The sequence below is a fragment of the Inquilinus ginsengisoli genome (genome assembly GCF_050434925.1).
GTDB classification, from domain to species: domain Bacteria; phylum Pseudomonadota; class Alphaproteobacteria; order DSM-16000; family Inquilinaceae; genus Inquilinus; species Inquilinus ginsengisoli_B.
Window position 1 is genome coordinate 5,241,397 of sequence record NZ_JBNDJK010000001.1, and the last position, 21,551, is coordinate 5,262,947.

Consider the following 21,551-nt stretch of genomic DNA (forward strand, 5'->3'; position numbering starts at 1 on the left):
GGCCGGGTGCAGGCGGCCCCCCAACTGTCATCCTCGGGCTTGACCCGAGGATCCAGGGACGGCCAGAGCGGCTCTCGGTGGCCCCTGGATTGCCGGGTCAAGCCCGGCAATGACAGCAAGAATTCAGATCACTCGGCTGGCCACCATGCTTAAGAAGAGCATCCTGTGCTGGCTGGCGCTGTCGCCGCTGATCGTGGTGGTGCTGTTCCCCTTCGCGGTGATGATCGCCACCGCGCTGAAGCCGGCGGCGGAGGTGCTGTCGGCCGACCCGTCCTGGCTGCCCAGCCGGATCGCCTGGGAAAACTTCGTCACCATGTGGGAGGCGACCGGCTTCGGCACAGCGCTGCTGAACAGCCTCTACGCCGCGACCCTGGCGACCTTGCTGGCGCTGGCCGTCAGCATCCCCGCCGCCTACGCCATGTCGCGCTATCGCTTCCCGGGGCAGGGGCTGTACCGCGACTTCCTGCTGATCACCCAGATGCTGTCGCCGATCGTGCTGGTGATCGGGCTGTTCCGGCTGGTCGCCTGGCTCGGCCTGGTCGGGTCGGTCGATTCGCTGGTGCTGGTCTATGCCGGCTTCAACATCGCCTTCGCCGTCTGGATGCTGCAGAGCTATTTCGCCACCATCCCGCTGGATTTGGAGGAGGCGGCGTGGCTGGAGGGCGCATCGCGCTTCCGCACGGTGATCCGCGTGTTCCTGCCGCTGGCGGCGCCGGCCATGGTGGTGACCGCGATCTTCACCTTCATCAACGCCTGGAACGAGTTCGCGGTCGCGCTGAGCCTCCTGCGCGCGCCGGAGACGCACACCCTGCCGATCAAGATTTTCTCGCTCGTCGCCGGCCGCTATACGATCGAGTGGCATCACGTCATGGCCGCGACGTTCCTGGCGACGATCCCCGTCGCCATCGTCTTCGCCTGGCTGCAGCGCTATCTGGTGCGCGGCCTGGCCCTCGGCGCCGTCAAATAGGAAGACCCATGAGCAAGCGCGAGCATTTCGGAACCACCGTCACCGGTGCCGGCGGGCAGAAGCTGCCCTTCTCCAAGGCCGTGCGGGCCGGCGACTACGTCTATGTCTCGGGCCAGGTGCCGTTCGACGAGAACGGCGTGGTCGTGGCCGGCGGCATCGAGGTCCAGACCCATCAGACGATGAAGAACGTCCAGGCGGCGCTGGCCCTGGCCGGCTGCACGCTGGACGACGTGATCAAGGTCACGGCCTGGCTGGACGACACCCGCGACTTCGCCGCCTTCAACCGCACCTATGACAGCTACTTCACCGGCGACCGTCCGGCGCGCTCCTGCGTCCGCGCCGACATGATGATCGACTGCAAGGTCGAGATCGAGGCGATCGCGTATAAGCCGGTGGGCTGAGGCGGGTTTGGCTCAGGTCTTCATTCTATTTTTTTTGTCATCCTCGGGCTTGACCCGAGGATCCAGGGGCGGCCAGAGCGGTTCTTGGTGGCCCCTGGATTGCCGGGTCAAGCCCGGCAATGACAGGAAGGGGGCACCCCGCGACCAGCCCTCAAGCCCGCGGCACCGCCGGGACCGGCCGCTCGCCCTGCACCATGGTGCGGTACAGCAGCCGGTCCTGGCCGTCATAGTCGTTGACGGCGTAGTGCAGGGTGCAGCGGTTGTCCCAGATCGCCAGGTCGTGCGGCTTCCAGCGCAGCCGGCAGGTGAATTCCGGCCGGATCGCATGGCCGTAGAGGAAGTCGAGCAGCGGCTTGCTCTCCTCCACCGTCATGCCGGCGAAGCGCTGGGTGTAGATCGAATTGATGAACAGCGCCTTGCGGCCAGTGCCGGGATGCACTCGCACCACCGGATGGGGAACCTCGCGGTCCGCCTCCGGCCGGTTGCGCTCGATGCCGATCGACTTCGAAACCGCGACATTGCCTGGCACGCCGCCGGTGCCGTAGGGCTTGCCGGAATGCATGGCGTCGAGCCCGTCCAGCACCGCCTTCAGCCCGTCCGACAGCGCGTCATAGGCGGCGTACATATTGGCGAACAGCGTGTCGCCGCCATGGCTCGGCACGTGGCTGGCATAGAGCAGCGACGCCATCGGCGGCTGGTCGAGGAAGCTGAAATCCGAATGCCAGGCGTTGCCGAAGGTGCTGACCTTGCGCTCATCGGCCGATTTCTTCACCGCGACGATGTCCGGATGCTCGTCCATGTGCTTGATGTAGGGCGCGCGGCTGATGGTGCCGAAGCGGCGGGTCAGTGCCACCAGGTCCTCCGGCGCCAGGTCGAGCCCGTGCAGATGGATCACCAGGTGGTCGTCCAGGGCCTGGCGGATCGCGGCGAAGAGCGTGTCGTCGACCGGGCCGGCGAGATCGATGTCGGCGCCGAGCGACCCGGCCATCGGCCGGATGGTGAGGCATGAGTCGGGGCTGGTCATGAAGGGAGTATGGTCCGTGGTTCGGCCGGCCGGAAGACCCAGGTTGCTGCAGCCATCCGGGTCAGCGATCTGTCCGGTTCGGCTCGTTGTGTTGCCTCTCCCGCCTGGCGGGAGAGGTCGGGCGTCCGCAGGACGACCGGGTGAGGGCTGGTCCCGGCCTCGACAAAGAGCCCTCACCCGGAGCCGCTTCGCGTCTCCGACATCTCCCGCAAGCGGGAGAGGCAATCTTTCCCGCCAGCGGAGGCTAAGCCACAAAGGGCCGGTCAGGATTGGCCGAACAGGGCGTTGATCTCTTTGTGCGGCACCGCGTCGTCGGCATAGCCGAAGCTGCCCTGGTCCTTGATCTCGCGGGCGGCGCGCAGGAAGCCGCCCAGCGCCGCCCGGGCCAGCGACCCGCCGACGCTGATCCGCCTGACGCCGATCTCGCCCAGCTCCGCGACGGTGAAGCGGGCGCCGACCAGCCCCATCACCACATTGACCGGCCGATCGACCGCCTGCACCACCGCCTCGATCTCCTCCCGCGTCGCCAGGCCGGGGGCGTAGAGCACGTCGGCGCCGGCCTCCTGGAACGCCTGCAGCCGGCGGATCGTGTCGGCCAGGTCGCGGCGGCCGTGCAGGAAGTTCTCGGCCCGCGCCGTCAGGGTGAAGGGGAAGGGCAGCGACCGCGCCGCCGCCACCGCGGCCCGCACCCGCTCCACCGCCAGGTCGAGTTCGTAGATCGGGTCGTCGTCGCGGCCGGTGGCGTCCTCGATCGAGCCGCCGACCAGCCCGACCGCGGCGGCCTGGCGGATGGTCTCCGCCGCCGCCTCGGGCGCATCGCCGAAGCCGTTCTCGAGATCGGCCGAGACCGGCAGGCCGGTGGCGTCGACGATGGCCTTGGCATTGGCCAGCGTCTCCTCCCGGCTGACGTTCAAGGCACCGTCGCTGCGGCCGAGGGTGAAGGCATGGCCGGCGCTGGTGGTGGCCAGCGCCTCGAAGCCGAGCCCGGCCAGCAGCTTCGCGCTGCCCGCATCCCAGGGATTCGGAACAACGAAGATGCCCGGCCGGGCATGCAGGCGCTGGAAGGCGAGGGCCTTTTCGGTCTGGCTCGGCATGGGGATTCTCCCGATTGGCTTAAACTGTATTGTTCTTCTTTTGTTCCGATCAAGTCAAGGTATTTCAGCACCCGGATGCCAGCTCCTCGATATAGGCGCGCAGCGTCCGCGGCTCGCGGCCGAGGACGGCGCGCGCCACCAGGCTGTTGCCCGGCTGGCCGTGGGCGGCGTAGTGGGCGAACACCTTCTCCAGCAGGCCCACCTGCCGTGAATCGTAGGGCGGCCGGGCCGCTGACACCCAGTCGGCGAAGCTGGGTTCGCCGGCCACGACCGGGCGGCCCAGCGCCGCGCTCATCAGCGCCGCGATCTCCTCGCGGTCCGGCAGGCCGTCGGCGCAGAGCTCGAAGCTGCCATAGGCCAGCCGGTCGCCGGTCAGGGCGATCGCGGCGGCCTCGGCCACGTCGCGATAGTCGACCCGCGCCACCCGCGCCGTCTTCGGGAACGGCTCGGCGAAGACGCCGCCGGCCAGCACGCCGGGCCAGGCGGCGCCGATGTTCTGCATCAGGTTGGTCGGCTGCAGGATGGTGTGCTGCATGCCGGAGCCATGCAGTGCCGCCTCGACCGGGATCTTGCTGGCGTGGTTGGCTAGCGCGGTGTTGGTCGCCTGGATCACCGAGGAGAAGGCGAAGCGCCGGACTCCGGCCTGCCGGGCGGCCTCGACCATGCGCATCCCGAGCTCCGCCTCGTCCGGGGTGAAGGCCGGGCCGATGTGGAACACGCCGTCGACCCCGCGCAGCGCGGCGTCGAGGCTGGACCGGTCGCGCAGGTCGCCGAAGGCGATCTCGACCGCGCCGCCGGCCCGGGCGACAGCGGCCTTGGCGTCATTGCGCACCAGGCCGCGGACGATCGCGCCGCGACGGGCTAGCTCGGGCACCACCAGGCCGGCGAAGCGGCCGGCGGCGCCGATAACGAGAACGGTGGGAGGGCTCATGGTCGATCTCCAGCTGGACAATGGAGATGATCTTGGATGATCCGCTTGACGTGAGAATGAGCAGAAATCGTGATACATTCTCTCGAAGATCGAGAGGGTTCCCATGGATCGGCTGGACGATCTCACCGCCTTCGTCGCCGTGGTCGAGGCCGGCGGTCTGAGCGCCGCGGCGCGCGATCTGCGCCGGTCGCTGCAATCCGTCAGCCGGTCGCTGGCGACGCTGGAGCAGGGGCTGGGCGTGGCGCTGGTGCAGCGGACCACGCGGCGGTCGACGCCGACCGATGCCGGCCTCGCCTTCTACCGCCGGGTGAAGCCGGCGCTGGCGGAGATCCTGGAGGCGCGGGCCGAGGCGGCCGAGCGCCGGGCCGAGCCGTCCGGCCTGTTGCGGATCAGCGCGCCGGTCCTGTTCACGCCGGCGCATCTGGTGCCGGTGGTGGCCGGCTTCATGCGCCGACACCCGCGGATCGAGGTGGAGGTGAAGCTCTCGGACCGCTTCATCGACCTGGCGGACGGCGCGGTCGACCTGGCGGTGCGGATCGGCGACCTGCCGGATTCCGCGCTCAAGGCCCGCCGGATCGGGGCGCTGCGGCGGGTGGCGTTCGGCGCCCCCGAGTATTTCGACCGGCACGGCCGGCCGCTTCATCCGGACGAGCTGGCCGGGCATCAATGCGTCGTCCGCACGGCCGAGGGCGAGGCCTGGCCGTTCCGGATCGGCGGCCGCACCCGCGCCGTCCGGGTCAACGGCCGGTTCCGGGCCGACAACACGGCGGCGACCTATGCCGCGGTGGCGGAAGGGCTCGGCATCGGCTTCACGCCGCTGTGGCAGATCCGCGACCTGGTCGACCGCGGCGCGGTGGAGCCGATCCTGGCCGAATACGAGGTGCCGAAGGTGCCGATCCACGCGGTCTGGCCGGCGACACGTCTGCCGCCGGCCAAGACCCGCCTGTTCGTCGATTTCCTGGCTGAGACGCTGGACCTGCGGCGGCTTTAAGAGCGAAAAACTGATGCGGGTTCAGGCAGGTTCCGATTGCCTCTCCCGCTTGCGAGGCCTTTCAATAACTTTCGCCCTTCCGGCATAGACTTTTTATCCTCCCCCTCCCCCCGCGGGAGGGGGCAGGGGGAGGGGGTCTCTCGGCTCGAACCGGCCTGGATCATCGGAGCACCGGCACGGATGGCGATCTCTATTCACTGCCCATGCGCGCCGACGCGCGCAGACCCCTCCCCCTAGCCCCCTCCCGCAAGGGGAGGGGGAGGATTAAAGGCATGGGTCGAGCCGGGTGGCTGGATTCTAAAAAGGTCCCGCATGCGAGAGCGGCAACACAAAGCCGACCGCTCCGGGGTGTCCTTCACAATTCTAAGTCTGGACTAGCCGATCCGCTCGTAGCGCAGATGCCGGGCCAGCCAGCAGCCGACCTCGACCTCCGCCGGCCGGCCCGAAGAGTCGCGGCGGAAGGCCAGGGTCCAGTCGCCGGGCGGGGTGTGGTCCAGCGCCCGCGGGCAGGGCAGGGTCCAGACATCCGGCCCGACCGGCTCCAGGAGCTCCATCCGGCTCTGGCCGAGGAAGCCGGAGAAGCCGCCATACAGCGCGCCGCCGGCATCGACCACCTCCAGCTCGGCGTCCAGCTCGGCGCAGCGGTAGCGGCCGCCGAGATCGGTGGCGGACTCACCATCGCACGGCACCAGGCGCGAGCTCTGGTTCTCCTGCGGCCGGTCCAGCCACAGCCCGTCCCCGGCGGGCCGCAGCCGGGTGCGGCCGCTGCCGGCGCTGCCGTCCGGCTGCAGCTCCAGCTTCTCCGCCGAATGGCCGAAGCGCAGCCGCACCCTGCCGTCGGCCATGTCGATACGCGCCGACAGGCCGGTCTCCGGCTCGATGTAGCTGCCGAGCCAATCCGGCGCCGGCAGGTCGGTGGCGGGCTTGGCGCGCTCCTCGCCCAGCAAGGCGGCCAGCAGGTCCAGCGCCGCGGCGTTGGCGTCGGACAGGTGGTTGAACAGGACGACGACGGAGATGCGCTCCGACGGCACGTACAGACGATGGCTGCGCCATCCGCGCAGCGCGCCGCCGTGGCTGGTGAGGGGGCGACCGAATTCGGTCGTCCGGCCCAGGCCGAAGCCGTAGGGGGCGGCGGCGCCGTTCGAAAACGTCACCGGCGCCGACAGGCGGCTGTACAGCGCCTCGGGATCGTCACGGGTGGCGTCGATATGGCGTTCCCAGGCGATCATGTCGTCCAGGCTGGCGCCGAGCCCGGCATCCCCGGTCCACAGCACCCGGTTCTCGGCGGCGCGGAAGCCGCCGGCCTGGGTGCCCTCATAGCCCTCGGTGCCGTCCGGCATGGCCCGGGTGTCGGCGGCCAGGAAGGCGCTGCCCATGCCGGCCCGGTCGAAGATGCGGCTGCGCAGCAGCTCGGCGAAGCCGCGGCCGGTGCGCGCCTCGAGGATGTCGGAGAGCACCCGGAAGTTCTGGTTGACGTAGGAGTAGCGGTTGCCCGGCGTGAACTGCAGCGACCGGGTGCCGGCGATCACGCGCCCGGCCTCGCGGTCGCCGAAGGGCGATTCGGCCGGCGCGCCGTGCAGCATCGCCACCGCCCAGTAGTCGCGCAGGCCGGACTGGTTGTGGCACAGGTGCAGCGCGCCCGGCGCCTCGCCCTCCAGCAGCGGCAGGCGGGCGCGGACGTCGCCGTCCAGCACCGTCGGGTCGGGGAAGGCGTCGAGCACCAGGCCGCAGGTGAACTGCTTGGTGACCGAGCACATCCGGAACAGCGACTGCGGCGTGAACGGGATGCGGCGCTCGGCATTGGCCCAGCCCCAGGCGTGGCGGGCCAGGATCTCGCCGTCCCGCAGCACGGCGGCAGCGCCGCCCGGTCCGGGAAAGCTGCGGGGGAGGCCGGCCAGGGCCCGGTCGAGGCGGGAGAGGGGCGTCGTCATGATGGCCGCCACCCTGGCGCCCCGGCCGGGATGTGTAAAGATGCCCGTGGCCGGAATTGCGGGTGACAGCCGCCTTCGTGCGATTTATCAGACATAAACCCTGCCCCAAGAAGAACCCCGATGCCGACGATCACCAACATCCAGGACCTGCGAGCGCTGGCGGCCCGGCGCATCCCGCGCGCGATCTTCGACTATGCCGACCGCGGCTCCTATGACGAGGTGACGCTGCGCGCGAACCGGGCGGACCTGGCCGCGATCGGCCTGCGCCAGCGGGTGATGATCGACGTCGACAAGCGCTCGGTGGCGACCACGATCCTGGGCGAGGACGTGACCATGCCGCTGGCGATCGCGCCGACCGGCCTGACCGGCCTGTTCCATGGTGACGGCGAGATCCTCGGCGCTCGCGCGGCCGAGGCCTTCGGCATCCCGTTCTGCCTGTCGACCATGTCGATCTGCTCGATCGAGGATGTGCGCGGCGCGGTCAAGAAGCCGTTCTGGTTCCAGCTCTACGTCATGCGCGACCGCGGCTTCTCGCAGTCGCTGATCGAGCGCGCCAAGGCGGCGCAGTGCTCGGCCCTGGTGCTGACGCTGGACCTGCAGATCCAGGGCCAGCGCCACCGCGACCTGAAGAACGGCCTGGCCGTGCCGCCGCGGCTGACGCTGGCCAATGCGCTCGATATCGCCACCAAGCCGGCCTGGGCGATGAAGGTGCTGTTCGGCAAGCGCCGCAGCTTCGGCAATCTCGAAGGCCAGGTGAAGGGGGCAGACGACCTGAAGACCCTCTCGGAATGGACCGCCAGCCAGTTCGACGCCTCGCTGAGCTGGAAGGACGTTGAATGGGTGCGCAGCATCTGGCCCGGCAAGCTGATCCTGAAGGGCGTGCTGGACGAGGAGGACGCGAAGATCGCGGCCGCGACCGGCGCCGATGCGGTCGTGGTCTCCAACCATGGCGGCCGGCAGCTGGACGGCGCTCGGTCCTCGATCTCGGCCCTGCCGGGCATCGTCCAGGCGATCGGCGACCGGACCGAGATCCTGTTCGACGGCGGCGTGCAGTCGGGCCAGGACATCCTGAAGGCGGTGGCGCTGGGCGCCCGCGGCTGCCTGATGGGCAAGGCCTTCCTCTACGGCCTGGCGGCGATGGGCGAGGCCGGCGTGACCAAGGCGCTGGAGATCATGCGCAAGGAGCTGGACATCAGCATGGCGCTGACCGGCACCGGCGACATCACCAGGGTCGACCGCAGCAGCCTGGTGATCCGGGGCTAGCGGCGGACCTTGACGCTTGCTGCCCGTGCCTATGAAGCGGGCTGGTGGCCGGCGGGACGATGCCCGGGCTGAACTCCGATCATCTGGTGGCTGCCGATACATTGTCGCAGCCGCCGGGCCGCGATCCGGCCGAGCGTGACCGGTCCGATGCTGTCGCCGAGCGACAGGCTGCAGCGCCCGGCCTCCTGCCAGTCCACGCGTTCCAGCTGATCGAGGTTCACGATCAGCGAGCGGCTGATGCGGACGAAGGGCGGCGTCGGCAGTTGGGCCTCGAAATGCCGGAGCAGCCGGCAGACCAGATAGTCCCGCGCGCCCTTCAGGAATACGCGTGTGAAATCCGCCTCCGCCGCCAGCATGGCGACCGTGCCGAGCGGCGCGATCACAGACTTGCCGTCGATGCGCAGATGGATGCGCTGCTGGGGGCCGTCCCGCTGCGGATCGACATCCAGCTCGACGTCGTCCTGCGGTTCCCGGCCGGGGGCCGCGGCGCGCGACGTGTCCTGCCGGTGCCGGCGCAGCCGTTCGATCGTCACGGCCAGCCGCGCCGGATCGACCGGCTTCAGGAGGAAGTCGACGGCCGAGACGTCGAACGCCTTCACCGCGTAGAGGTCGTGCGCGGTGACGAACACGATCGCCGGCGCCGGCGACAGCTGCGCGACCAGGTCGAAGCCGCGGCCGTCGGTCAGCTCGACATCCAGGAAGATCGCATCGGGGCGCAGCGCCGCCGCCTGGGCCTGCGCCTCGGACACCGTGCCGGCCTCGGCCACGACCTCGACATCCGCATGGGCCCGCAGCAGCCGCCGCAGGCCGCGGCGGGCCGGCGGCTCGTCATCCACCACCATCACGCGAAGCATGCGTCCCCCCTCAGCAGCAGCCGCGCCACCACGGCGTCGCCGTCCTGGGCCAGGGACAGCTCGTGGCGCGACGGATAATGCAGTTCCAGCCGCCGCCGGGTATTGGCCAGGCCCACCGCCGGCCGGTCGCCGGCGCGCGGGGCCAGCCGGCCGGGGTTGACGACCTCGATCACCACGGCGTCGTCGGTCGTTCGCCCGGCGGTCACGCGGATATCGAGCGCCTCGGCGGACGACCGCAGCCCGTGCTTCACCGCGTTCTCGACCAGCCCCTGCACGATCAGGTGGGGCACGGGGACCGCCCGCACCGCCGGGTCCATCTCGACGACGCAGCGCAGGCGGCCCTCGAAGCGCAGCTCCTGGATGCGGACATAGGCGCGCACCGCCTCGATCTCGTCGGTCAGCGGGCACACCGGCCGGGTCTGCTGGTCCAGCGAATAGCGGAGATAGGCGGCGATGCGGTGGGTCATCTCCAGCGCGGAATCGGGGTTGTCCGGGATCTCGGCCGCCACGGTGTTCAGCGCGTTGAACAGGAAGTGGGGGTCCAGCTGCAGGCGCAGGCGCTGCAGCTCCGCCCGGGTCGCGGCGGCCTGCGCCTCGCTGCGCCGGACCCGTTCCGACCGGGCGTCGACATCCGCCCGGATCCAGAAATAGGCCAGCGACCAGCCAAGGAAGACCGCGGTGTAGAAGACCGCCGGGACGGCGTCGTTGGCCGCCATGTTGCCCTCGGGGATGTCGGGGAACAGGCCGTCCTTGACCGCATTGGCGATCACCATCTGCAGGATCCCGCCGAGAACGGAACAGGCCAGCGCCCGGGCGGCGACGACGGCCCCGCGATGCCGGGTCCGCTCCAGATACAGCTTGTACGCCGCGGACGTCAGCAGGAAGCCGATGGGGTCGAGCACCAGGGTCAGCACCACGGTCAGCGTGGCGTCGTCGAAGGTGGCGAGCCGCGAGACCAGGCCGAAGAACGCGATGAACACCCAGGCCGCCGCGTTCGCGCGCCAGAACGACACCGGGGCCAACGGAAGGCCGTCCGTCGCTCCGTCAGCAGCCGCGAAGGGAGGCAAGTCGGCCAGTCTCCGATATCCGGCGGAGATATTCGTCCATCTCTCGCCAAGGGTGGCCCGCCATGATGCGGCGACCGGCCGGCCGTGGAAATGTCGGTTCATCGACTGGATGGGCCGTTTCATCGAATAGGGGGCGCGTGCCGGTCAGCGCAACGATACTGGGATATTTGTCAGGGGACGATGTTTTCTGTCCGCCAGACGGAAGCGATAGCACCTTTCCTGCGGATGCAAAAGGCGAGCGCGGCCTCCAGCCGGCGCCGTGAGCCGCGAACGGAGGCCGGGCACCGGCATGTCGCCTCGGCCCTCCACTTTATCATTGCGATGAGAGGAAGCTGACATGGTTGGACTTCGAACCCGTGCCTGGGCCTGGAGCAGCATCGCGGCGGGCCTGTTCGGCCTCGCCATAGGCGGCGTCTCGCCCGTCGCCGCCCAGGAGGGAGCGGGCGCGGGCGTTCTGATGACGACAACCGCGACGGTGCGGACGATCGATCTCGAGAGCCGGCTGGTGACGCTCGAGGACGGCGACGGCCGCGTCACGGCCGTCCATGTCGGGCCGCAGGTGGTCAACCTTCCGCAGGTCAGGCCCGGCGACCGCGTCAACGTCAGCCGCTACCAGGCCGTGGCCATCGATATCGCCAAGCCGGTGGCGGGTTCGGCGCCTGTGGCGACGCAGACGGCGGAGGCGACATTGGCCGAGCCGGGGGAGCTTCCCTACGGCGATGCGTCGGTCGTGACCCGGATCACGGCGCAGGTCGTCGGCCTCAACCCCGCCCAGCACACGATCATGGTCATCGGGCCGGCAGGCGGCGTCCGCACGGTCTTCGTCAAGAGGCCGCGGGTTCGGCAGCTCTTGAATCAGCTGCAGGTGGGCGACATGGTCCAGATCTCCTTCGTCGAGTCCGAGGCGATCTCCGTGGAAGCCGCGTCGTAGCGGGCGCAAAGGCGGAGCCCGGCCGATCCATGCGACGGAGCTCGATCGGGGTTCCGCCGATCCAGCGAAGATTCCCCGGCGTGACGACGATGCCGGCCGGCTCCGCGCAGTGCGCGAATGAAATGTCCGAGCCGTCGAGCGCAAGGACAGACGGGGTCATTCTCCGGGTCGTATCTGTTGCCGAAGGCTGCCCGCCAAGATGCGGCGAGTGATTGTCGGCATGTCGGTTCATCGACTGGATCGGCCGTTTCATCGAATAGCGCGCGCGGCGGCTGGCGCAACGATACTAGGACTTTGGTCAAGAGAATGATGTCTCATATCCGGCGGGAAGGAGCCGATAGCTCCTTTCCGCCGGATGCAAAAGGCGAGCGTCGCCGCCGGTCGGTGCGGAGGCTGGCCGGACAAGGCAGGAGGCCAACATGATTGAGTCGAAGTGGCGCGAAGGCCGGACCGTCACACAAGCCCGATCCCTGGCTGCGATCGAGCGGAAGATCGACGCGATGCCGGCTCACATCCATGTCGGGCGTGTCGCAACTCGATCGCGCCTGCTGGGCACTGCTGCGGTCATCGCCGGCCTGTGGCCGTTCGTCCCGGCGGCGGCGCAGAATTACTACGGCTGCACCAGTCCCCAGGACGGCGGCAGCTCGTGCACGGTGGAGAGCGGAGCGGACACGACCGGAGTGAGCGTCGTGGACACCGGGACGTACTGGGACGACTACCCGTACACCCTCACCAACAACGCCGACATCACCGCGTCCACTGCCGGTCAGTCCGCTATCCTGCATCTGGAATTGGACGGCTCCGCAGGCAATGACGACGGCGGCACGGACGATGCAACCGCGTATAGCGGCGGCGCGCTGACGGTCACCAACAACGGCAACATCACACTGCAGGGCGGCGGCGGCGACTGGAGTCAGGTCACCGGCATCTTCGTGCAGGCGAATGGCGGCGCCGGGGTGGAGCCGGGCGACAATGGACATGACGGCGGACGCGGCGGCGACAGCGGCACGATCACGATCACGAACAACGGGACGATCATCATCGATGCCTCGGCCGCGCAGGGTTCCACGCCGAAGGTGAACGGCATCGACGCCGGCGCGAGTGCCGGCTCGGGCGGTAACATGAATTCGGGCGCAGGCGACCAGCAGGGCGGCAACAGCGGCGACGCCAAGACGATCACCATCACCAATAACGGCGCGATTCAGATCGGCAGCGAGAGCAGTCCGTTCACAGGGACCGGACAGGCCCGCATCATCAATGCCCATGGCGACGGCAGCAACGGCGGCACGGAGAATGGCGAAGGGGGCGCCGGGGCGACCATCTCCGTCACCAACAACGCCGCGATCTCCCTCTACTGGAACGGGCTGGACGGGACATCGGATGGCGTTCAGGGCATCTATGCCCGCAGCCAGGGCGGCAGCGGCATCGCCTCGGGCGACAACTCCGACCCGGGCGGCAAAGGCGAGTCCGGACGCCCGATCACCCTCACGACCAACGGCGACATCACGGTCTCCTCGTCGCTCTCGAACGGAGGGGCGCCGGAGGGCGCCTCGGCTGGGATGTATGCAATCTCCCAGGGCGGCGATGGTGGAGATGGCCCCGACAAAGACCATGACGGTGGCGCCGGCGGCGGGGCAAGCATCAACGCCAGCGGCGAGAGTGACGGCACCACCACGATAGTCGTTCAAAACGCCGCCACGATCTCGGCGTCGGGGGCCGGCATCATGGGCGTCGCCGCCCGCAGCCTCGGCGGCAACGGCGGTGACGGAGGCGACGGCACCAGCGGCGGGGCCGGCGGCTACGGCGGCAAGATCCAGATCAACCTCCTGGCCGGCGCCACCATCACGACGGACGGCGACGAGGGCTATGCCGTTCTCGGCCAGTCCGTCGGCGGGATCGGCGGCGGCAATGCCAGCACGGCCGGCGCGGGCGGCGACGGCGGCGACGTCGACGTCTACGCCTCATCGGGCACGACGATCAAAACCCAGGGCGACTACGCCGCCGGCGTGACGTTGCACTCCATCGGCGGCGGCGGCGGCCTCGGCGGAGATTTCACCAACGTCCTCGCCGGTTCGGGCGGCGACGGCGGCAACGGCGGCGATGCCGGAGTGGTCGAGATCACGTCCGGCGCTGATGTGACAACGCATGGCCAGTACGCGCACGGTCTGCTCGTGCAGTCGATCGGCGGGTCCGGCGGCGCGGGCGGTGTCGGCGTCGGGTTCATTGTCGCCCTCGGCGGTCAGGGCGGTGAAGGCGGCGGCGGCGAGAACGTGATCGTGAACAACACCGGCGCAGTGACGACATCGGGATATGGCGCGAACGGCATCGTGGCGCAGACGCTGTCGGGCGGCGGCGGCGCGGCCGGTGCCGCCGGCGGTGCGATCAGCGTCGGCGGCAACGCCGGGGCTGGCGCCAACAACTCGGCCATCGCCTACGTCACGAACAATAACGACGTGACGACGATGGGCGACGCCGCTGTCGGCATCCTCGTCCAGTCGATCGGCGGTGGTGGCGGCACGGGAGCGGGGGCCGCTGGCATCGCCGCTGTCGGCGGCTCCGGCGGCGCGGGTGGCGATGCGGGCATCGCGCGGATCTTCCACGTCGGCGGCACCGTGTCGACGACCGGCGAGTTCTCGCCCGGCCTCGTCGCACAGTCGATCGGCGGTGGCGGCGGCTCGGGCGGCAACGTCATCGACGTGTCGGTCGGCGCTGGCCTCGGCATCGGCGGATCAGGCTCCGGCGGCGGCTATGGCGGGCACGCCTGCGTCAGCAACACGTATGACGGCTGCGACTACACCGACTCCGGCAACCAGGTGGACGGCAGCCCGAGCGATGGCGGCAACAAGGCACCGGCGCAGAGCGGATCGACCATCGTCACATCGGGCGACTTCTCCGCCGGCGCGATCGCCCAGTCCATCGGTGGCGGTGGTGGCAACGGCGGCACCGCAAACGGCGCTGGCGCACTCGATGTCGCGACGCTGCAGATCGGCGGCTCGGGGGGCGCGGGCTCGGACGGCCGCCCGGCGCTGATGACCTTCGACAATCTCACGCTCACGACGCAGGGCAACAACGCCCCGGGCCTTCTCACGCAGTCGATCGGCGGCGGTGGCGGCAACGGCGGCAACGCCAGGTCGGCCGACGTGGAAGACATTCTGCCGGTGCAGGTGGGGGGCACTGGTGGCTACGGCGGCGCGGGCAACCTCGCCACGGTGAACCTCGACGGGGGCACCCTCACGACCACCGGGGCGCATTCGTCCGCCGTCGTGGCGCAGTCGATCGGCGGCGGTGGCGGCAACGGCGGCTCGGCAGCCGGTTACAACGCCTCGGTGGGCCTCGGCATCAACACCTCGGTCGGCGCCTCGGGAGGCTCCGGCGGGTCCGGCGACACGGTCAGCGTGAACATCGACTCCACGACCATTTCCACGGGGATCGACGCGAGCGGTAACGTCATCGACGGGGTGACCGACTCCCACGGCGTGGTGGCGCAGTCGATCGGCGGTGGCGGCGGCAACGGCGGCACCTCGGTCGCCGATGCGATGACCCTCGCTTTTCCGGGTGCGGAGCTCGACCTTCCACCCTTTGCCGCGAGCATCACGACTTCGGTCGGCGGCAAGGGCGGCGTGGCCGGCGCGGGCTACACGGCGGCCGTCACGCTGTCGGGCAATGCGCATGTCCAGACGGGCGGCGACGGATCGATCGGCGTGCTCGCCCAGTCGATCGGCGGCGGCGGCGGCAACGGCGGCAGCGCCTCATCGTTCGCCGGCACGATCGGCGACGCCGACACGGTCTCGTCGGACATCTCCACCGCGGTGGGCAACTCGGGCGGCGCCGGCGGCAATACCGGAGCCGCCAGCGTGACGCTCGACGACACCGCCTCGGTCTACACCGCGGGCGATTATTCCAACGCAGTCGTGGTGCAGTCCATTGGCGGCGGCGGCGGCAACGGTGGCGTCGGCAGCGCGAGCAACGACCAGATCGGCGGCGGCTTCAACCTGTCCGCCAACATCGGTCTCGGCGGTGCCGGGGGCAGTGGCGGCACGCCGGGCTCGGCCACGGTGGTTCTCCAGGACGGGACGAGCATCGGCACAACCGGCTCGGGCGCTCGCGGCGTTCTGGCCCAGTCGATCGGCGGCGGCGGCGGCACGGGGCAAGGCGGCACGATCGGCCTGTCCGGCAGCGCATCCGTTGCCGGCGATGACGGCGACCGTGAGGATCCGATTTCCGGCAGCGTGACCGTCAATATCGGCTCGAAAACCGGCGACGGCATGACCGGCGGCACGGTCAGCGTCACCGCGAACGGCACGATCACCACGACCGGCGGCGATGCGGACGGCATTCTCGCCCAGTCCATCGGAGGCTCGGGAGGTCTCGCAGGCTCGGTCGGCAACGATGCCGGCTCCGACAGCGACGGCTTCGGAGGCGGCGACGCCGGCACGAAATATACCCTGACCGCCTCGCTGGGCGGAGCCGGAGGCACCGGCGGAAATGGCGGAGAAGTCGATGTCATCATCGATAAGGGCCATGTGACGACGACCGGAGACTGGGCGGACGGCGTCGTCGCGCAGTCGATCGGCGGCGGCGGTGGGGCCGGGGGCACCTCCACCGCCGCAGGAAGCGACGCGACGGCATCCATCGCCCTCGCGATCGGCGGCCATGGCGGAGCGGGCGGAGACGGCGGCGCGGTGAATGCCACGTTCTCCGATCCCGCCGGGAGCAACGATAACTATGTCATCAGTACGTCCGGATTCGCGGCCTACGGTGTGCTCCTGCAGTCCATCGGCGGGGGCGGCGGCCAGGGCGGCGACGGCTCTGACAGCGCTTCGGGCGGAATCACCGTCGGGGGCGGCATCGGCGGCTCCTCCGGTTCGTCCGGCGATGGCGGTGCCGTCACGATCATTTCCCCAAGCGCGCTCGCCGTATTGACAACAGGGCATGACGCCCACGGCGTCGTCGCCCAGTCCATCGGCGGCGGCGGCGGCGTTGGCGGGGCGGGGAGTTCCGAAGCGGCGACCGATGACGACAGCCACACGATCGACCTCTCCGTCGGTGGCTCCGGCGGATCGAGTGGCAACGGCGGGACCGTCGCGCTCGGCTTCACCGCGCCCTGGTCCGGCATCCAGACGAAGGGCGACAGGTCCTACGCCGTCCTGGCGCAGTCCATCGGCGGTGGCGGCGGCCTCGGCGGCGGCGGGTCGTCCGACAGCCCGACGAGCCTCACGGTCGGCGGGTCGGGCGGCGCAGCCGGCAACGGCGGGGTGGTCAACCTGTCGCTGACTGGGGTCTTTTACACCGCCGGCAATGATGCGTACGGCATCGTTGCGCAGTCGATCGGCGGCGGCGGCGGCATCGGCGGCGCGGGTACCGTGGTGAACGCGAAGACGCCCCTGAAGTTCGGCGGACAGGACGGGGCGAGTGGAGATGGGGGAGACGTTACCGTTCAACTCAGCGGCTTCGGCATCGGCACCGGGGGCAACGGGGCGCATGCCATCATCGCCCAGTCCATCGGCGGTGGAGGCGGGATCGCCGGGGAGACCGGCGACTACGTAGGCATCTCGAAGGCCACCGACTCCGTGTACTACACCGGCTCCGACGGTTCCGGCTCGGGCCACACCGTTTCGGTGACCGTGGATGGCAACATCACCACCACTGGCGATCGGGCCCACGGCATCGTTGCGCAGTCGATCGGCGGCGGCGGCGGCATCTACACCGTCCCGGGAAGCGGCGAGACGATCTACGGCTCCGCCGCAACCGCTTTCGACGGCACCAGTGCGTCCGGCGACGTGACGTTCTCCCAGTCCGGCACGCTCACGACGACGGGCTTGGACTCGATCGGCATTTTTGCCCAGAGCTCGAGCCTCAACGGCGAAACGAGCTCCGACTTCGTGGGCACCATCACGGGCACGGTCAACGGTGCGGTGACCGGCGGGTCGGGCGAAGGCGCCGGTGTCTGGGTGGTGGCCGGCAAGAACAATGTGCTGACGGTGAATCCCGGCGGCAGCGTGGCGGCCGCCTCGGGCACCGCCATCCGCTATGAGGGCGTTTCCGATACCGCCAATGGCAGCGTGCTGACGGTCGACAATTACGGCACGATCTCCGGCAACATCCTGCTGAGCAACACCGACGGCAGTTGCACCGGAACCGTGGACAACGCCCCGGGCTGCGCTGCCGGCACGGTGAACAACTATTCCAGCAACACGCTGATCGACGCGTCGCTGTACCAGGCGGACGTGAACAACCAGGGCCGGATGGTGGTCGGCCATTCCGGCGGCATCGACGGCACCGAGATCACCGGCGACTTCACCCAAGGGGCGGCCGGCACCCTGGTGGTCGACACCGACTTCAACCGCAGTGCCGCCGACCGGCTGCTGGTGCGCGGCGACGCGACGCTGGGCGGCACGCTGGACCTGCAGGCCACCAGCCTGCGACCCTATCGGGAGTTGACGGTGCTGACGGTCGACGGCGCCGCCGCCGGCGCGATCACGCCGGAAGCCTCGCCGATCTACCGCTTCGCCCTGACGCCGCAAGGGCATGACTACCGCCTGTCGGTGGCCTCGGCCGATTTCGATGCGGATGCGATGAAGCTGCAGGGCAACCAGTCCAAGGTCGCCCGCGGCCTGCAGGAGATCTGGGATTCCGGCGGCACCGACAGCTTCGGCACGCTGTTCGCCACCCTCGGCACCGCGGCGGAGCAGGGCACGCGGGCCTATTCCGGCATGCTGTCCGACCTCTCCCCAGGCGTGGTCCTGGCCCCGGCGGCGCAGCTGCAGGCCAGCCTGACGCGGTTCAACAGCGGGCTGATGAGCTGCCCGGTGTTCAGCGGCACCGGTGCCCTGACCAGCGAGACCGACTGCGCCTGGGCCCAGGTCACCGGCCGGTCGACCCAGCAGACCGCCGATGAGGGCACCTCCGGCTTCTCCAACGACAGCATCACCTACCAGGTCGGCGGCCAGCACGAGGTGGCGCCGGGCTGGTTCGTCGGCATGTCCGGCGCCTATCAGCAGAGCTGGCTCGACGGCTACGACGGCCGGGTCAGCGGCGACGGCAACAGCGGCACCCTAGGCCTGACGGTCAAGCGCGAGATCGGTCCCTGGCAGATCGCCGGCGCGCTCAGCGGCAGCTATGGCAGCTTCAGCCTGAACCGGCGGATCGCCATCCCTGGCTTCGCCGACACTGTCTCCAGCGACCCGGATGTGTTCGCCGGGTCGGCCCGGCTGCGGGTGGCGCGGACCTTCGCCGTCTCCGAGATGTATCTGAAGCCCTATGTCGATCTCGACGCGATCTATTCGCGGATGCCGGGCTACAGCGAGGATGGTGGCGGCGATCTCGGCCTGAAGGTGGAGGACAGCGACCAGTTCACCTTCGCCTTCTCGCCGACGCTGGAGGTCGGCGGGCGCGTCGCCGCGGGCAACGCCGTGCTGCGGCCCTACGCCTATGCCGGCGTGTCGATCCTGACCGACGACGACTGGACCGCGAAGGCCCGGTTCGCCGGCGCACCGTCCGGAACCGGCAGCTTCGACACCTCGCTGCCGATCGACGATGTGGTGGCCCGCATCGGCGCCGGCGTCCAGGTCCTGACCGCCGCCGGGGTCGACTTCCGCTTCCAGTATGACGGCGAGTTCTCCGACCGCACCTCCAGCAACGCCGGCTCGCTCCGCGCGATCATGCCGTTCTGAGCGGCGGCCCGCAGCCGGCACAAGGGGCCGGCTGCGGGTGGACCGCGTCAGTTCCCCGGCAGCTCCAGCTCCTTGTTGACCCGCAGCGCCGGCAGCGTGCAGACCGCGCCGGACAGCAGATAGGCGCCGACCAGGGCCAGCGCGACCAGCGGGGTGAAGCCGGCACCGACCATCCAGGCCAGATCCGAGGTCAGGGCCGAGGCGGTGTAGCGCTGGCAGTTCGGGAAGTTCGACGCCACCGCGCTGGCCGCCTGGCCGAAGGACAGGGCGTAACGGCTGCCCGGTCCGCCCGCGGGGCCGATTCACCCATCGACCTTCAGTCTGATCACTTCGAAGAGTTCGAGCGGCGGAAGATCGATCAGGAGATCGCCATTCGCCTCCCGGATCGTCGCAGCCCCTCCCGACACGAGTAGCTCCGGCTCCCGGGACATGCTCGCTCCCTTCAGTCGGAGCCGCCCGCCCGTGATCGTCAGATGCGGGCCGAAGGATTTCCGCCGGGCGCCCGACTGGTTGATGAGATGCAGGACGAGGTGCTCGTCGTCTCGGCCGAGGATCAGCTCGACCTGCTCGGGCAGCTCGGCAAAGAGCCGCTGCCCGGCGAGCGGCCTGATCGCGTCGAGGACATGGTCACGCAGCTCGCTGGTGCCGAACTCGCGACAGGTCCGGCCGATGGTCCAGGGGATCTGGACAACCTTGCCCCCGCTCGCGAGCCGGACGAAATCGGGATCGTCGCCGGCGGTGTGGCCGTAGCACTTCTCCGGCGGCCCGAAGGGTGCCTGCGGCAGGAGCCTGCCGATCTTCTCCACGCCCGGCTTCCATACGAAGCGGGCATAGCTGCCATAGACCGGGATGATGGACGGCGCATACCGATAATTCCCGATCTCCGGCTGCTCGCTGTCGGTGACATAGGTCGACCACAGCTCATCGCCTGATTTCGGCGCGCCGACGCGCATCAGGGCCGGGCTGGTGGCCAGCTCGATGCCGCCATCCCCGGTCACGCCGCTGCTGCCGGTCAGCACGAGATTGCCGCCCTTGCGGACGAAAGCGTCGAGCGCCTCGGCGGTCTGCCGGCCCAGCGTGCCGAGATCGGGCAGGATGATGAGCGTGTAGCGCTCCAGCGCGCCTTCCTCGGCCATCTTGCCGATGAGCTCGACCGCCAGGACGTCGAACGGGAGATGCTTCTCCTGCATCGCCTTATAGAGGCCGCGGAACTCCTCGACCGATTCTGCGTAACCGGGGCTGGCGCTCCTCAGCCGGTCCGGCCGCACGAGCGCGATGCTCGATGCCGGCTTCAGCCGGGCATAGAGATCGCGATGCGCGCGGTGGAATTTCGTGATCGGGCTGCAATAGGCGAGGTTGGCATAGGGGATGCGGCCGGGCGCGCCCATGATGTAGGTCGAGGGGTTGCCGCCGCGCGCGATCGCCTGCAGCAGGTACTGCGCGAAATGCTCCGGCTGCTCTCCCGCCATCCGGTAGGGCATGTCGACGAAGGACACGGAGTTCACCATCAGCGCGATCTCGGGCATCGCCGTCACGTGCGCGCTGACCCATTCCGCCGTGTTGTGATGCCACAGCTCGCGGCCGAAGGCGTTGTTGGCTTCGTGGTAGATGATCGGCGCGCCGCGGCCGAGCACGAGGGCGGCGTCCGGCCGCCGCGTCGTGATGTGGGCGGCGATCCGCGAGGTCAGCGTCCTGATCACCTGGCTGGAGAATTGCAGCCATTCGGGATAGGTCGGCGACCCCGGGTCGTCCGGCAGCTCCTGTCCGCTGCTGAAGGCGCTGAAGCCTTCCCGGCATTTCGCGCAGTGGCAGACGCCGTGATAGACGCGGCTGTAGTCGCGCTCGGAGAAGCCGAACCAGTTGAAGAAGAAACCGTCGACGGGATAGCGGCCGATGATCTCGTCGAGGATCTCGAGCGAGCGGTGCTGGTAATAGTCGGCGGACGGGCAGGTGCTGAACAGCGTGTTGTAGACCTGCGGCTTTCCCGTCGGAGAGACGAACAGCCAGTCCGGGTGCTCGCCTGCGATGCGCGCGGAGACCTTGGAGAAATCCAGCCGTGACAGCACCCGGATGCCGCGGCGGTGCGCCGCCGCCACGGCATCGCCGATCAGGTCCCCCGAAGGCCGGTCGGCGAGGAACGGGCTGCGGGTCTGGAATGGCAGCTCGGTCGGAAAGAAGGAGGCGATGCCGCCCGTGTTGATCAGCCAGGTGTCGGCGCCATACGCCTCGATGAAATCCAGCGCCTTCTCGACGTCCATGGTCGCGTCGATTTCCTGGAGGTTGGTCTGGAACACCGAGAAGGGCCGGCGCCACCAGCCGCCGGAGCGGTTTCCGGGAGCTTCGACGGCAGGTGTCGCTTCGTGATCGAGGGGCATCGGGGGCGTCTCCTGTGTGGGCACGGTTCCGGCGGTTGGGGTCGGTCTC

15 protein-coding genes are annotated in these 21,551 nt (G+C 69.6%); 7 read left to right on the forward strand and 8 right to left on the reverse strand.

What is annotated here, in order from left to right:
- The first annotated feature begins 145 nt into the window (after window positions 1–145).
- Together QFZ27_RS24975 and QFZ27_RS24980 are read left to right on the forward strand one after the other, a co-directional pair.
- Window positions 146–967 carry a carbohydrate ABC transporter permease gene (locus QFZ27_RS24975; protein WP_429229167.1) on the forward strand — a complete coding sequence of 274 codons (822 nt, stop codon included), beginning with the start codon at window positions 146–148 and terminating at the stop codon, window positions 965–967.
- Window positions 968–975: 8 nt separating this feature from the next.
- Window positions 976–1,368: a RidA family protein gene (locus QFZ27_RS24980; RefSeq protein WP_429229168.1), complete on the forward strand. Its 393-nt coding sequence runs from the start codon at window positions 976–978 to the stop codon at window positions 1,366–1,368.
- 151 nt (window positions 1,369–1,519) lie between these two features.
- Here the strand turns inward: QFZ27_RS24980 and QFZ27_RS24985 are convergent, their stop codons facing one another.
- From QFZ27_RS24985 to QFZ27_RS24995, 3 genes are all read right to left on the reverse strand, one after another.
- On the reverse strand, window positions 1,520–2,392 hold the full coding sequence (locus QFZ27_RS24985) for a TauD/TfdA dioxygenase family protein (protein ID WP_429229169.1): 873 nt from the start codon (window positions 2,390–2,392) through the stop codon (window positions 1,520–1,522).
- A 263-nt stretch (window positions 2,393–2,655) separates the two neighbouring features.
- A complete protein-coding gene (locus QFZ27_RS24990; RefSeq protein WP_429229170.1) occupies window positions 2,656–3,486 on the reverse strand; it encodes an isocitrate lyase/PEP mutase family protein in 831 nt (276 codons plus the stop codon).
- Window positions 3,487–3,550: 64 nt separating this feature from the next.
- The gene (locus QFZ27_RS24995) at window positions 3,551–4,417 is read right to left on the reverse strand and encodes an NmrA family NAD(P)-binding protein (protein ID WP_429229171.1); all 867 of its coding nucleotides are present in this window, start codon (window positions 4,415–4,417) and stop codon (window positions 3,551–3,553) included.
- Window positions 4,418–4,520: 103 nt separating this feature from the next.
- Between QFZ27_RS24995 and QFZ27_RS25000 the strand changes: the two genes are divergently transcribed.
- Window positions 4,521–5,408 carry a LysR family transcriptional regulator gene (locus tag QFZ27_RS25000; protein ID WP_429229172.1) on the forward strand — a complete coding sequence of 296 codons (888 nt, stop codon included), beginning with the start codon at window positions 4,521–4,523 and terminating at the stop codon, window positions 5,406–5,408.
- 374 nt (window positions 5,409–5,782) lie between these two features.
- On the opposite strand, the gene QFZ27_RS25005 is transcribed toward QFZ27_RS25000, so the two are convergent.
- Window positions 5,783–7,339 carry a D-aminopeptidase gene (locus QFZ27_RS25005; protein WP_429229173.1) on the reverse strand — a complete coding sequence of 519 codons (1,557 nt, stop codon included), beginning with the start codon at window positions 7,337–7,339 and terminating at the stop codon, window positions 5,783–5,785.
- A gap of 120 nt (window positions 7,340–7,459) precedes the next feature.
- Between QFZ27_RS25005 and QFZ27_RS25010 the strand changes: the two genes are divergently transcribed.
- A complete protein-coding gene (locus QFZ27_RS25010; protein WP_429229174.1) occupies window positions 7,460–8,602 on the forward strand; it encodes an alpha-hydroxy acid oxidase in 1,143 nt (380 codons plus the stop codon).
- A 29-nt stretch (window positions 8,603–8,631) separates the two neighbouring features.
- On the opposite strand, the gene QFZ27_RS25015 is transcribed toward QFZ27_RS25010, so the two are convergent.
- Window positions 8,632–9,456 (reverse strand): LytR/AlgR family response regulator transcription factor, encoded by an 825-nt coding sequence (locus QFZ27_RS25015; RefSeq protein WP_429229175.1) that lies wholly within the window; start codon window positions 9,454–9,456, stop codon window positions 8,632–8,634.
- On the reverse strand, window positions 9,444–10,436 hold the full coding sequence (locus tag QFZ27_RS25020; protein ID WP_429229176.1) for a sensor histidine kinase: 993 nt from the start codon (window positions 10,434–10,436) through the stop codon (window positions 9,444–9,446). Before QFZ27_RS25020 ends, QFZ27_RS25015 begins: the two co-directional genes overlap by 13 nt.
- On the opposite strand from QFZ27_RS25020, the gene QFZ27_RS25025 reads away from it, so the two are divergent.
- From QFZ27_RS25025 to QFZ27_RS25035, 3 genes are all read left to right on the forward strand, one after another.
- On the forward strand, window positions 10,429–10,653 hold the full coding sequence (locus QFZ27_RS25025) for a hypothetical protein (protein WP_429229177.1): 225 nt from the start codon (window positions 10,429–10,431) through the stop codon (window positions 10,651–10,653). The two genes, QFZ27_RS25020 and QFZ27_RS25025, sit on opposite strands and share 8 nt — an antisense overlap.
- Before the next feature lie 207 nt (window positions 10,654–10,860).
- The gene (locus QFZ27_RS25030; RefSeq protein WP_429229178.1) at window positions 10,861–11,454 is read left to right on the forward strand and encodes a hypothetical protein; all 594 of its coding nucleotides are present in this window, start codon (window positions 10,861–10,863) and stop codon (window positions 11,452–11,454) included.
- A gap of 419 nt (window positions 11,455–11,873) precedes the next feature.
- A complete protein-coding gene (locus QFZ27_RS25035; RefSeq protein ID WP_429229179.1) occupies window positions 11,874–19,127 on the forward strand; it encodes a hypothetical protein in 7,254 nt (2,417 codons plus the stop codon).
- 47 nt (window positions 19,128–19,174) lie between these two features.
- Here QFZ27_RS25035 and QFZ27_RS25040 read toward each other — a convergent pair whose 3' ends face one another.
- Together QFZ27_RS25040 and QFZ27_RS25045 are read right to left on the reverse strand one after the other, a co-directional pair.
- Window positions 19,175–19,366: a hypothetical protein gene (locus QFZ27_RS25040; protein WP_429229180.1), complete on the reverse strand. Its 192-nt coding sequence runs from the start codon at window positions 19,364–19,366 to the stop codon at window positions 19,175–19,177.
- 63 nt (window positions 19,367–19,429) lie between these two features.
- Window positions 19,430–21,502, reverse strand: a complete 2,073-nt coding sequence (locus QFZ27_RS25045) for an alpha-amylase family protein (protein ID WP_429229181.1) — start codon at window positions 21,500–21,502, stop codon at window positions 19,430–19,432.
- Window positions 21,503–21,551 lie beyond the last annotated feature (49 nt).